10 protein-coding genes are annotated in these 12,665 nt (G+C 63.1%); 2 read left to right on the top strand and 8 right to left on the bottom strand.

Translation table 11 applies throughout. The annotated features are described in order from the left end of the window. Window positions 1-72 precede the first annotated feature (72 nt). Window positions 73-2,544 carry a DNA topoisomerase (ATP-hydrolyzing) subunit B gene (gene gyrB, locus X751_RS140005; RefSeq protein ID WP_023745823.1) on the top strand — a complete coding sequence of 824 codons (2,472 nt, stop codon included), beginning with the start codon at window positions 73-75 and terminating at the stop codon, window positions 2,542-2,544. A gap of 134 nt (window positions 2,545-2,678) precedes the next feature. Here gyrB and X751_RS140010 read toward each other — a convergent pair whose 3' ends face one another. Then, complete coding sequence (locus tag X751_RS140010; protein WP_031193857.1) at window positions 2,679-4,121, bottom strand: hypothetical protein; 1,443 nt, start codon at window positions 4,119-4,121, stop codon at window positions 2,679-2,681. Window positions 4,122-4,452: 331 nt separating this feature from the next. Between X751_RS140010 and X751_RS140015 the strand changes: the two genes are divergently transcribed. Next, the gene (locus X751_RS140015; protein WP_023732634.1) at window positions 4,453-5,370 is read left to right on the top strand and encodes a membrane protein; all 918 of its coding nucleotides are present in this window, start codon (window positions 4,453-4,455) and stop codon (window positions 5,368-5,370) included. A 92-nt stretch (window positions 5,371-5,462) separates the two neighbouring features. Here the strand turns inward: X751_RS140015 and X751_RS140020 are convergent, their stop codons facing one another. The 7 genes from X751_RS140020 to X751_RS140045 all read right to left on the bottom strand — a co-directional run bounded on the left by X751_RS140020 (window position 5,463) and on the right by X751_RS140045 (window position 12,561). Next, window positions 5,463-6,860, bottom strand: a complete 1,398-nt coding sequence (locus tag X751_RS140020) for an NAD(P)(+) transhydrogenase (Re/Si-specific) subunit beta (protein ID WP_023745821.1) — start codon at window positions 6,858-6,860, stop codon at window positions 5,463-5,465. A gap of 6 nt (window positions 6,861-6,866) precedes the next feature. Further along, on the bottom strand, window positions 6,867-7,295 hold the full coding sequence (locus X751_RS140025) for a proton-translocating transhydrogenase family protein (RefSeq protein WP_023671338.1): 429 nt from the start codon (window positions 7,293-7,295) through the stop codon (window positions 6,867-6,869). After that, window positions 7,292-8,569, bottom strand: coding sequence for a Re/Si-specific NAD(P)(+) transhydrogenase subunit alpha (locus tag X751_RS140030; protein WP_023745820.1), 1,278 nt, complete (start codon window positions 8,567-8,569; stop codon window positions 7,292-7,294). The genes X751_RS140025 and X751_RS140030 overlap by 4 nt, the downstream gene beginning before the upstream one ends. A gap of 101 nt (window positions 8,570-8,670) precedes the next feature. Continuing rightward, window positions 8,671-8,895 (bottom strand): aa3-type cytochrome c oxidase subunit IV, encoded by a 225-nt coding sequence (locus tag X751_RS140035; protein ID WP_023745819.1) that lies wholly within the window; start codon window positions 8,893-8,895, stop codon window positions 8,671-8,673. A gap of 164 nt (window positions 8,896-9,059) precedes the next feature. Then, entirely contained in the window at window positions 9,060-9,209 is a 150-nt protein-coding gene (locus X751_RS1000000166065) for a DUF3096 domain-containing protein (protein ID WP_023671341.1), read from the bottom strand. A 104-nt stretch (window positions 9,210-9,313) separates the two neighbouring features. Next, window positions 9,314-10,081: a hypothetical protein gene (locus X751_RS140040; protein WP_023671342.1), complete on the bottom strand. Its 768-nt coding sequence runs from the start codon at window positions 10,079-10,081 to the stop codon at window positions 9,314-9,316. Window positions 10,082-10,248: 167 nt separating this feature from the next. After that, a complete protein-coding gene (locus X751_RS140045) occupies window positions 10,249-12,561 on the bottom strand; it encodes an EAL domain-containing protein (protein ID WP_023671343.1) in 2,313 nt (770 codons plus the stop codon). Window positions 12,562-12,665 lie beyond the last annotated feature (104 nt).

The raw sequence follows: 12,665 nt of genomic DNA, 5'->3' as shown, positions 1-12,665 counted from the left end.
AGGACATCAAAGCGGCGTGATTCGAAGCCATTTTTTCGCGCTGGGCATGCGGCATCAATCAGACAGGTTTTCATGAGCGATCAAAGCGACAACGCCAACGGCGCTGAGGCCGAATACGGCGCCGATTCCATCAAGGTTTTGAAGGGGTTGGACGCTGTCCGCAAGCGGCCGGGCATGTATATCGGCGATACCGACGACGGCTCGGGCCTGCATCACATGGTCTATGAGGTGGTCGACAACGCCATCGACGAGGCGCTGGCCGGCCATGCCGACCTGGTCACGGTGACGCTCAATCCCGATGGTTCGGTCACCGTTATCGACAATGGCCGCGGGATTCCGACCGATATCCACACCGGAGAAGGCATTTCGGCGGCCGAAGTGATCATGACCCAGCTGCATGCCGGCGGCAAATTCGACCAGAATTCCTACAAGGTGTCTGGCGGCCTGCACGGCGTCGGCGTCTCGGTGGTCAACGCGTTGTCGGCCTGGCTGAAGCTGAAAATCCGCCGCAACGGCCAGATTTTCGAGATGAGCTTCACGCATGGCAATGCCGATGCGCCGCTCAAGGCGACCGGCAGCTATGAGCAGAACAAGCAGCCCGGCACCTATGAAGGCCGCAGCGGTTCCGAAATCACCTTCTTTCCGTCGGCCGAAACCTTCACCATGGTCGAGTTCGACTTCGGCACGCTGGAGCACCGGCTGCGCGAGCTCGCCTTCCTGAATTCCGGCGTGCGCATCATTTTGACCGATGCCCGCCATGCCGATCTCGTGCGCCACGAGCTGCACTATGATGGCGGCCTGGAAGAGTTCGTCAAATATCTCGACCGGGTCAAGAAACCGTTGATCGACAAGCCGATCGCCATCAAGGCCGAGCGCGACGGCATCACCGTCGAAGTGGCGATGTGGTGGAACGACAGCTACCACGAGAACGTGCTGGCCTTCACCAACAACATCCCGCAGCGCGATGGCGGCACCCATCTGGCCGGCTTCCGTGGCGCGCTGACGCGCCAGATCACCGGCTATGGCGAATCGTCGGGCCTGACCAAGAAGGAAAAGGTGGCGCTGATCGGCGACGACTGCCGCGAAGGCCTGACGGCGGTGCTGTCGGTCAAGGTTCCCGACCCGAAATTCTCCTCGCAGACCAAGGACAAGCTGGTCTCGTCGGAAGTCCGACCGGTGGTCGAAGGCCTGGTCAACGAGGCGCTTGGCACCTGGCTGGAAGAACACCCGACCGAGGGCAAGGTGGTCATCGACAAGGTGATCCAGGCGGCTGCGGCGCGCGAAGCCGCGCGCAAGGCCCGAGACATCACCCGCAAAAGCTCGCTCGGCGTCACCTCTCTGCCTGGCAAGCTCGCCGACTGCCAGGAGCGCGACCCGGCGAAATCCGAAATCTTCATCGTTGAGGGTGATTCCGCCGGCGGCTCGGCCAAGGGCGGCCGTTCGCGCCAGAACCAGGCGATCCTGCCGTTGCGCGGCAAGATCCTCAATGTCGAGCGCGCCCGCTTCGACCGCATGCTCGGCTCCGAGATGATCGGCACGCTGATCACCGCGCTCGGCACCTCGATCGGCAAGGACGAGTTCAACGCCGACAAATTGCGCTACCACAAGATCATCCTGATGACCGACGCCGACGTCGACGGCGCCCATATCAGGACCTTGCTGCTCACCTTCTTCTTCCGCCAGATGCCGGAGCTGATCGAGCGCGGCCATCTCTACATCGCCCAGCCGCCGCTCTACAAAGTGACGCGCGGCAAGAGCTCGCAATACATCAAGGACGAGAGCGCCTTCGAGGAATTCCTGATCGGCTCCGGGCTGGAGGAGGCGTCGCTGACGCTTGCCTCCGGCGAGGCGCGGGCCGGACAGGATCTGCGCGGCTCGATCGATGATGCACTGGCCGTGCGCCAGCTCATCAACGGGCTGCACACGCGCTACAACAGGGGCGTGGTCGAACAGGCGGCGATCGCCGGCGCGCTCAACGCCGATGTGCTAAACGACCTCGGCCGCGCCAATGCCATGGCCGAACGCGTCGCCCAGCGCCTCGACATCATTGCCGAGGACACCGAGCGCGGCTGGACCGGCCGGCTGTCGACCTCCAATGAAGGCGTCGGCGGCTACGTGTTCGAACGCACGGTGCGCAGCGTCAAGGAATTTGCGCAGATCGACGCCGGGCTGATAAATTCAGCCGACGCACGCCAGCTCGATCGCTATGCGCCGCGCCTCACCGAGGTCTATGGCGAACCGCCGGTGCTGCGCCGCAAGGATGTATCCGAAGTCATTTCGGGGCCGCTGGCGCTGCTCAACGCGGTGTTTGCGACCGGCCGCAAGGGCCTGACCATGCAGCGCTACAAGGGCCTCGGCGAGATGAATGCCGAGCAGCTGTGGGAAACCACGCTCGACCCGAATGTGCGCTCGCTGCTGCAGGTCAAGGTGAATGACGCAACCGATGCTGACAGCTTGTTCTCGCGGCTGATGGGCGACGAGGTCGAGCCGCGGCGCGAATTCATCCAGGACAACGCGCTGTCGGTGGCCAATTTGGACATTTGATGGCTGCGCGCCCATCGCTTCGTCATCCTAGGGTCTTCGCGACGGAGCTTCGCTCCTGCTTCGCCTTAGGATGACGTGGGTGAGGCCTCAGCCAATCTCCAGCGTTTGCGATGAACCGTTCTCAACGCCGCCACTCAACTCGGTTCCAGCTTTCGCCCGAGATCGACGGCGTCGCGCAGCACTTGCAGATGCGAGCGCGGCGCGGTGCCCGCCGGCAGGGCGATTTCGACGCCGTTTGCCGTCGATGACCAATAAAGCGTGTGGGTGAAGATACGGCCAAGTGAGCTGCGAAGCTCGATCTGGATGTTCTCCACACCGGGGCCGAAGTTTTCCGTCATCGGACCGGAAATCGGATCGCCTGTCGCCCAGCCATTGCCGCGGTCGTAGACGTTCGTCCAGCGCGTTGCCGCAAACACCGCGCCATGATGCACCGCGCGCTGCGCCTTGCCTTGGCTGTGTCCTTCCCGGTAAAGCACGGTGCCGCCGGGGCGCCCGTCATCGGCAATCGGCGGGCAAGCCGAGAACAGGCGCTCGGCAAGGCCACGCCTGAATTCCGCGAGATTGTAGGTCACCAGGAATTCGCTGTGGGAGAGCGGACTGCCAAGCGTGACGAAATCGCTGATCTTCCAGGGCAGCGGGTGGTCGGCGTCCTTGGTCCGAAGCTGCTGGTAGAGCGCCCATTGACCGCGCCGGAATCCGGCGAGGTCTTCAAGGTTCTTTGGCCACGCTGACCCATCAGAGCCGAGCGTTGCCTTGTCGACGGCCTCGACCGCCGCCAGTTTGGCCTTGTCGCGGACCGCTTCCAGCCTTCGCGGCCGGAACTCGGCCCACAGGATCTGCAGCAAATCATAGGCGATGATCGACCCAAGGCTGTGCGAGACCAGCACGATGCGGTCGTAAGCATCGTCCTTCATCAGCGTCTTGAGCAACGTCAGGCCTCTGTCGCGGATCAGCGCACGCTTCTCGATCGTCGCCGCCTCGGCGCGCACATAAGCGGCGACGTCACCGAAATAGGGCAGGGCGAACTGATCCACCGCCCAGATGACAAAAGAAGCGAGGGTGGTGATCATCAGGCCGGTCGTCAAGGTAACGGCCTGTTGCCAGACCGATGTTGCCAGCACGAGTGCTGCGCCCAGAATGACGATAACGATCAGAAGTGTGGCGACGTAAAGCTTGCGGGCGTCGAGCGGAATGTCGGCGGGCTTGCGCCACAACAGGTTCGTCACCCAGGCGGCCAGCCGGCCGCGCGTCGTGCCTTGCGTGATGTCGGCCCAATAAAGCTCGTAGAAATCGGTACGGCGGCCATCGACGTCGTAGGGCGTGGTGATGCGGCGCAGCTCGTGTGACTTGGTCCGGCTGTCGGGCGTGATCCAGCTCTGGTTGATCGTGGCGCCGGAAACGGCCGGATCGGGAATCTGGGCGTAGGGTGGAGCACGGGTGGGATCGCTGCTCCAGACCGCCTGGACGAATCCCCTCAGCGTACCCATCGGCCGCTGCTCGCCCATGCCATGCACGATCACCACCGCCTGGCTGGGCTGCGCCTTTTTGTAAGCCAGCGATGCGACAGTCTTGGGCATCAGCGTCTCCGTTGACGACATCCGACGGCGGGATCGCTCATGCTACCCCCGGCTCACCGAGCCAACAATACACGGCAGCCCATGTGGAACTCCGTGAACCAATCCACAGTTTCGCAGTCGTGCCTCGGGCCGCGCGGAAAATAGTTCCGTTCCCGGCAAGCAAATCATTTCATTGCTCCTCGGAACGGAAATCGCTCAGGAACATTGTGACGACATCGATCAATTTCTCGCAGGGAGGCTCTTTATGGGACGCGGTATTTTGCTCTGGTTGCTCGGTATTCCGATCCCGATCATCATTCTCATCATGCTGTTCGTACGGTAGGAGGCGTCGATGCAGTCCACCGTATCGGCTGTCGACGTATCCGCCTCAACAGAATCCTCCGCCCCGGCCGTCAGCTGGGGTCCGATCATCGCCGGCGCCTTCGCGGCCTCGACGCTGACCTTCATCCTCATGCTGCTCGGTTCGGGGCTGGGGCTGACCATGGTCTCGCCGTGGTCCGGCGCCAGTGCCTCGCTGACCACCTTCGCGGTGTCCGGCGCCATCTGGCTCATCATCGTGCAATGGCTGTCCTCCGGGGTCGGTGGCTATCTTGCCGGACGCCTGCGCACCAAATGGGTCGGCATCCACACCGACGAGGTCTATTTCCGTGACACCGCGCACGGCCTCCTCGCCTGGGCGCTGGCGACATTGCTGGTCGTCGGCATTCTCGGGTCGGCGCTGTCGGCAGTGCTTGGTTCAGGCGTGCAGGCGGCTTCTACTGTTGCCTCGGGCGCCGCCATGGGTGCTTCGGCCGGCGCGTCCGCCAATGCCGGCAGCGCACCGACCGACAATGCGACATCCTATCTCGTGGATACGCTGTTCCGTCCGGCTGATGCCGCCAGGCTCGCGGCGGCCAATCCGGACAGCGATGCGGCTGCGGCCGGGCAGGCTTCGCGCATCCTCATCGCCAGTGCGGCGGCAGGCGAAATTTCGGCTGACGACAAGACCTATCTGTCGCAGCTCGTCGCCGCCCGCACCGGGCTTTCCGAGGCTGACGCCAAGGCGCGTGTCGACGCCTTGGTGGCCAGGGTCGAGGACGCCAAGGTCAAGGCCAAGCAGGCCGCCGACGCCGCCCGGAAAGGCAGCGCCACCTTCGCACTGCTTGGCGCCCTGTCGCTGGTTATCGGCGCCTTCATCGCCAGCGCTGCGGCAGCACTGGGCGGCAGGCAGCGCGACGACGAGGAAGCGGTTTTCCTGACCAGCCGCTGAACCGGTCTTCAACATAAAAAGCCCGGTCGAACCGGGCTTTTTTTGTTTCCGATGATGGACCGACAACCTTCCAGTGGAAAGTTGCGGCGGGATCAGTGATCCATGGCCTTGACGATTTCCTCGGTCATCTTCTTGGCGTCGCCGAGCAGCATCATGGTGCCGTCCTTGTAGAACAGCGTGTTGTCGATGCCGGCGTAGCCCGAGCCGAGCGAGCGCTTGACGAACAGGCAGGTGCGGGCCTTGTCGACGTCGAGGATCGGCATACCGTAGATCGGCGACGACTTGTCGTCGCGCGCGGACGGATTGGTGACGTCATTGGCGCCGATGACATAGGCGACATCGGCCTGCGCGAACTCGGAGTTGATGTCTTCCAGTTCGAACACTTCGTCATAGGGAACATTGGCTTCGGCGAGCAGCACGTTCATGTGGCCGGGCATGCGGCCGGCCACGGGGTGGATGGCGTATTTGACGTCCACGCCATTGGCCTTGAGCTTGTCGGCCATTTCGCGCAGCGCGTGCTGGGCCTGGGCGACCGCCATGCCGTAGCCCGGCACGATGATGACCTTCTGTGCGTTCATCATCAGATAGGCGGCGTCGTCGGCCGAGCCCTGCTTGACCGTGCGTTCGATGCCGTCATCGGCAACCGCCGCGGTCTCGCCGCCGAAGCCGCCGAGGATGACCGAGATGAACGACCGGTTCATGCCCTTGCACATGATGTAGGACAGGATGGCGCCGGACGAGCCGACCAGAGCGCCGGTGATGATCAGCGCCAGATTGCCAAGCGTGAAGCCGAGTGCGGCCGCCGCCCAGCCGGAATAGGAATTCAGCATCGAGACGACGACCGGCATGTCGGCGCCGCCGATCGGGATGATCAAGAGGACGCCGAGCGCCAGCGACGCCGCGACGATGAGCCAGAACACCAGCTTGGCCTCGGTGGTGACCAGAAGCACGATCAGCACGATCAGCGCGATGCCGAGGACCGCGTTGATGATGTGACGGCCGCCGATCATGATCGGCTTGCCCGACATGCGGCCATCGAGCTTGAGGAAGGCGATGACGGAGCCGGTGAAAGTGATGGCGCCGATGGCAACGCCAAGGCTCATCTCGATCAGCGCCTGGGCGTGGATGTCGCCATTCGTGCCGATGCCGAAACTTTCCGGCGCGTAGATGGCGGCTGCCGCTACCATGACGGCGGCAAGGCCGACCAGCGAGTGGAAGGCGGCGACCAGCTGCGGCATCGACGTCATGGCGATGCGGCGCGCTGTAACGGCGCCGACGCCGCCGCCGATGGCCAGACCAAGCACGATCAGGCCGAAGCGCCCGGCGGACGGAGTCGCCAGCGCCAGCGTGGTGGCAACGGCAATGCCCATGCCGATCATGCCGTAGAGATTGCCTTGGCGGCTGGTGGTCGGATGCGACAGGCCGCGCAGCGCCATGATGAACAGGACGCCGGAGACCAGGTAGAGGAAGGACGCGAAGTTGGCGTTCATGGCTCTCTACCGGTCCTTCTTCTTGTACATGGCCAGCATGCGCTGGGTGACCAGGAAGCCGCCAAAGATGTTGACCGAGACCAGCATCAGCGCGACGAAGCCGAAGCCGGTGGCAATGCCGGAGGCCGAGATGCCGACGGCCAGCAGCGCGCCGACGACGATGACCGAGGAGATGGCGTTGGTGACCGCCATCAGCGGCGTGTGCAGCGCCGGCGTCACCGACCAGACGACGTAGTATCCGACGAAGATCGCAAGTACGAAGATGGCGAAGCGGAAGACGAAGGGATCGATGGCGCCGCCGGACAGTGCGTGCGCGGCATCGCCCGCCGCATCGGCGCCACCGGGCGCATTGGCCAGGTTCTGCACAGCCAGCCGGACGGCGGCACTTGCCTGGTCAAGCTGATCGAGGGCTTTCTGCAAGGTCTGATCCATCACGCGATCCCCTTCGGCTTGGCGGCGGACTTGCCGGCAGTGGCTTTGTCGGACGCCTTTTTCGGTGCAGCCTTCTTCGGCGTGGCATCAGCCACCATGGTCTCCGCCGGAATGGCCGCCGGTTCGACATGGGGCTGTTCCGCCGCCTTGGCGAAGGCCGGATGCACCACGCGGCCAGCGTCGGTCAGCATCGTCGCCTTGACCAGATCGTCTTCGCGGTTGATGGCGAGCGTCTTGCTGGTCTTGTCGACCAGCGTCTCGAGGAAGGCGAACAGGTTCCTGGCGTAGAGCAGCGAGGCCGATGCGGCGACGCGGCCGGGCACGTTGAGGTGGCCGACGATTTTCACGCCATTGGCCGTGGTCACCACCTGGCCTGCAACTGCGCCTTCGACATTGCCGCCGCGCTCGACGGCGAGGTCGACGATCACCGAGCCCGGCTTCATCGAGGCGACCATCGCCGCCGACACCAGCTTCGGCGCCGGACGGCCGGGGATCAGCGCCGTGGTGATGACGATGTCCTGCTTGGCTATGTGCTCAGCGGTGAGCGCTGCCTGCTTGGCCTGGTACTCCTTCGACATTTCCTTGGCGTAGCCGCCGGCGGTCTCGGCCGCCTTGAACTCCTCGTCCTCGACGGCGAGGAACTTTGCGCCGAGCGACGCCACCTGTTCCTTGGCGGCGGGACGAACGTCGGTGGCGGTGACGACGGCGCCGAGACGGCGCGCCGTGGCGATCGCCTGCAGGCCGGCAACGCCGACGCCCATAATGAAGATCTTCGCCGCCGGCACCGTGCCGGCCGCCGTCATCATCATCGGCAGCGCGCGGTCATACTCCGATGCGCCGTCGATCACGGCCTGGTAGCCGGCGAGATTGGCCTGCGACGACAGCACGTCCATCGACTGGGCGCGGGTGATGCGCGGCATGAATTCCATCGAGAAGGCGGTGACCCCAGCCTCGGCAAGCGCCGCGACCGCGGCATCATTGCCGTAGGGATCCATGATGGCGATGACCGCCGCACCCGATTTGTAGCCCTTCAGCTCGGCGTCGGTCGGCCGGCGCACCTTCAGCACCACATCCGCCCGGCTCGCATTCGAAGCCTTGCCGATCGCGGCACCCGCCTTGGCGAACTCCTCATCGGGGATGCGCGACCTGGTGCCGGCGCCCGTCTCGACGGTGACGTCGAAGCCCAGCGCCGCCAGCCGCTTCACGGTATCGGGCGAGGCCGCGACACGAGGCTCGCTGGCATCGAGCTCGCGAGGGATGAAAACCGTCTGTCCCACCGCATGATCCTTTCGGCTGGAACCTGTTTGCGCAAGAGTGCGGCTTTGCGAAAGAGTGCGGCCGGATGTCCGGCTACGCCCTTGGCAAGGGTCTGAAGAGACTATCGGAGAATGAAGGCGCCGAGGGCGAGGATCAGCACGAACAGGATGGTCGCGGAGAAGAAGCCGCCTGCGAAGAAGCCGAAAGCCATGGCCAGGAGCAGGGCGCCGCAGAACAGCGAGCCGTATTTGGCCAGCGTCAGAAAGCCATGATAGGTGCGGTCATGTTCGGCATAGTCCATCTTCGCGCCCAGTTCGACAGGACCGGTCGGCGTGTGATCAGCCATAGGAATACCCCTTCGAAGACATCTTTGAGGCACATAGCGAAAAGCCGGGCCAAGAGCAATGGCGCTATTGCCGCACGACCAGTGACAACAGCCTCAAAGGAATGTTGAAAGCCGGCGGCAGGGCTTGTCGCCGGCCTAACGTCGAACGTTGAGGGTTTTGCGTTTCAACCGGCTAGATGCGGAAACAGCCCGAGCAGCCCAATGACGATCAGATAGAGCGCGACGATGTAGTTGAGCAGCCGCGGCATCACCAGGATCAGCACGCCGGCAATCAGCGAGATCAGCGGGGTCAGTGCTAGCTCGGGAATATGCATGTCGGTTCCTTTCTATGGCCGCGTCGGGGTCGTGACGTCCAGAACGCCGAAGCGGCCGGAAAGCTCCTCGCACCGGGCGCTAAAGTGCGCCGGCTTTGCCGACATTACGCTGCTTCGCGAAAATATTTAGCGGTGGGCAGGATGGTCAGCGGCGCGAGCTCGCCGGCCGGCGCCTTGGCAAACAGCATACGCCGCTCCAGCGCCGTCGACTGGAAGAAGGGAAAGCGCTCCAGCGTCGGGGCCATGTTCTGCTCGCAGATCGATTCATAGAAGAAGATCGGCATGGTGAAGGGCGGGTAGAGGCGCGGCTCGCCGACCTGCACCGATCCGAAGATGCGATGGTAGAAGGCCGTGTGCTCCTCGCGGATCATCGAAATGCAGCTGGTGGCGTTGAAGAAGGTGTTGGCGATAACCGCGAGCCGCAGCGTGACATAGGGCAGGGCGCGGTTGGCCGACGACATTTGCGGATCGATCGCCAACCGGCTCGGGTCGATGAAGGTCTCACCGCGCGCCAGCCGCAGCAGCAGCCGGTCGCCGAAAACGGTCATGATCGGCGCTTCGGGGGTCTCACGGGTCAAATGGTGGAGCCTGACGGTGCTGACCAGCTCGCCATCCATGAAGACGCCGAAACAGTAGCAATTGCGCACTTCGTCAAGGTGATCGACGAGCTTCTGTTCGGTAATGGTGTCAAGCAGGCCGTGTGTATGAAAGGCCTTGTAGCGCAGCCGGTAGACCGCTTCGAGATCCTCGCCGCTTTCGCAGCGCCGGTATTCGACACGCTCGAGGACGTCGAGGACGTTGCGGGCGAACAGGGAAGGCGGGCCAGATTTGACTGCCGCACCCGAAAGCACACCTGACTGATGCGTGTCCATTACTTCCCCTCGTACCGCCGCAGGAGAACAATACCGGACGACCGAAGGAACAAGAAGATGAAACTCTAATCGTCTGTGTTTACCGATCATTAACCTTAACAATCAGTTAACGTCTAGACAATACAACGCTTTTTAGACGGGCTTTTCAAGCGCAATTTAATGACGGGTCAGGGCGTGGCGAGTTTTGCCGCCGGCCGCAGCTCGGCGGCGAAAGGCCAGGTCACGTTGGACATGGTCTCTATGCCCGAGGCACTAAGTGCTGCGCCAAACAGGAAGCCCTGGACGAGGTCCGGCTTGACCGAATGCACCAGGATCTTCAGCTGTTCGAAGGTTTCCACACCTTCGATGGTGACGGTCAGCCCGAGCACGCGGGTCAGGTCGACGATGCCCTTCAACAAGTCGAGCGAACGCTTGTTCTGGGTCACGTCCATCAGGAACGAACGGTCGATCTTGATCTTGTCGAGCGGCAGCTTGTGGAGGTAGCTCAGGCTTGAATAGCCGGTGCCGAAATCGTCGAGCGCAATGCGCACGCCAAGCTGCTTCAGTTCCTCGATATACTGGCGCGTTAGCGATTTGTCGTCGAGCAGCGCGGTTTCGGTGACTTCGATCTCGAGGCGGCCGGCGGCGAGCCCCGAAGTGGCAAGCGCGTCGCGAACCTTCTGGACAACGTCGCGGTTGCGGAAATCCTTGGCCGAAAGGTTGACCGAGACGCTGGTCTGGCCCGGCCATTTGGCGCATTCGGCGCAGGCAGCCGCGAGCACAAAAGTGCTGATCTCGGAGATGATGCCCATTTCTTCGGCCAGCGGAATGAAGATGCTGGGCGAAACCGGCCCGAGATCGGGATGATCCCAGCGGCACAGGGCCTCGCAGCTGGCGATGCGCATGGTGTTCATCGCCACGATCGGCTGATAGACCACCCGCAGCGCCTTGCCTTCGACCGCCGTGCGCAGGTCGGCCTTCATCAGCTGGCGGTTGCGGAACGCCGCATCCATCGCTGCCTCGAACAGCCGCCAGTTGTTCTTGCCGAGTTCCTTGGCCTTGTAGAGCGCCAGATCGGCCTTGACGATCATGGCGTCGACATCGGTGTCGTCGACCCTGGACAGCACGGCGCCCGCGCTTGCCTGGATGCGCAGACCGTGGCCTGCGACGTCGACCTCGCCCTGCAGATCGGCAAAGATCTGGTCGAGCAGGCCCGTCAGATGGCTTTCATCCTCGACGCGGTCGAAGAAGATCATGAACTCGTCGCCGCCGAAACGGCTGACATTGACGCCTTGCCCGGCGACGGCCGCCAGCCGCTCGGCAACGGCATAGATAAGTCCGTCGCCGACCGGATGGCCGAGGGTGTCGTTGACGCTCTTGAAATCGTCGAGATCGAGCACCGCCAGGGCGCACAGGCGGTCGCGGCTGCCCGACGCCATGGCCTCGCCGACCAGCTCATGGAAATACGCGCGGTTCGGCAGGCCGGTAAGGCTGTCATAGCGCGCCATGAAGCGGATTTTTTCCTCAGCCTCGACGCGGGCGGTGACGTCCTCGAAGGTGATGACACCGAGATCCTGATTGCCTTCGCGGGCCGAGAACTCATAGTGCTGGCCATTGGAGAAGGAGACCAGCACCTTGCGGTCGCGGCCCTCGCGCAAGGCGCGCGTCAGCTGCGCTTCGACATAACGACAGTCTTTCGGCGCCAGCATGCCTCCGGCGACGCCGCGCAGGAGCAGCGAATGGATCGACCGCCCGAGCAGTTGGTCAGGCGAGCGCAGCGACATCAGATGCGCGGCTTCGGCATTGCCGACCACGACCTTGCCGTCGGGGCCGAGCATGACCAGGCCATGCGACATGGTGTTGAGCGCGCGGTTGAAGCGCTCGGCGAGCCTGGCGGCCGTCTTGCGCTCCGAAATGGCGTTGAACAGCACGGTGCGGACGTGGCTGGCCATCCGGGTGATGATGAAGATGAACGGCACGATGTAGAGGCCGAGGATGAAATCGCCGAGATGTCCCTTGAGCATCAGCCCGACCGCGATCGGCAGCACGACCGTGAAGGCCTGCACCGCAACCATGGTCTTGGAGCCGTAATTGCGGCCGACAATGGTCACCGTCGAGCCCATTATGACGGCGATGGCGGCGCTTTCCCCGAAGACATCGGGAATGAGATAGATTGAGGTGAAGCAGAAAAGCCCCATGAAGAAAGCCTGGATGGTGCCGCCAACCAGGTAGTAGCGTTCCCACTTCTTGGCTTGTTCATAAGTTTCGAAACTGCCTATGCGCAGGCCTTTGCGGATGCCGTAGTAACGGTAAAGCCCCGCCGCAAGCATAAGCGCGGCCAATGCAAGATAGGCCGGATGCCCCGAGGTAAAATAAACCAGAATGCCGATGAGGCCATGGCAAAATGCGCCAATCAGCAGGATCCCGGGATCGTTGAACAACGATCGCACGAACCCAGCATAGACGTCCTCACCTATCTCTGCGGCTTTGTTTTCTTGCATGGCCTGCGGTGTCGCACGAACCGCAGTCATGTCACATTCGCCTTAAGAAAGGTTTAGAGATGCCGTTCCGACGCCTGGCGTCAAGTCGGCTCCATCGGCGTAAA

The sequence above is a fragment of the Mesorhizobium sp. LNJC394B00 genome, assembly GCF_000502555.1.
Lineage (GTDB): Bacteria > Pseudomonadota > Alphaproteobacteria > Rhizobiales > Rhizobiaceae > Mesorhizobium.
Note: the sequence above shows the minus strand (reverse complement) of the source record. Positions and strands in the feature narration are given on the sequence as shown.

What these genes read in the sequence shown, in the direction of transcription:
- X751_RS140020 (WP_023745821.1), bottom strand. Translation starts at nt 6,860, where the DNA reads ATGAACGCCAACTTCGCGTCCTTCCTCTACCTGGTCTCCGGCGTCCTG.
- X751_RS140010 (WP_031193857.1), bottom strand. Translation starts at nt 4,121, where the DNA reads ATGCCCAAGACTGTCGCATCGCTGGCTTACAAAAAGGCGCAGCCCAGC.
- X751_RS140015 (WP_023732634.1), top strand. Translation starts at nt 4,453, where the DNA reads ATGCAGTCCACCGTATCGGCTGTCGACGTATCCGCCTCAACAGAATCC.
- X751_RS140035 (WP_023745819.1), bottom strand. Translation starts at nt 8,895, where the DNA reads ATGGCTGATCACACGCCGACCGGTCCTGTCGAACTGGGCGCGAAGATG.
- X751_RS140040 (WP_023671342.1), bottom strand. Translation starts at nt 10,081, where the DNA reads ATGGACACGCATCAGTCAGGTGTGCTTTCGGGTGCGGCAGTCAAATCT.
- gyrB (WP_023745823.1), top strand. Translation starts at nt 73, where the DNA reads ATGAGCGATCAAAGCGACAACGCCAACGGCGCTGAGGCCGAATACGGC.
- X751_RS1000000166065 (WP_023671341.1), bottom strand. Translation starts at nt 9,209, where the DNA reads ATGCATATTCCCGAGCTAGCACTGACCCCGCTGATCTCGCTGATTGCC.
- X751_RS140045 (WP_023671343.1), bottom strand. Translation starts at nt 12,561, where the DNA reads ATGCAAGAAAACAAAGCCGCAGAGATAGGTGAGGACGTCTATGCTGGG.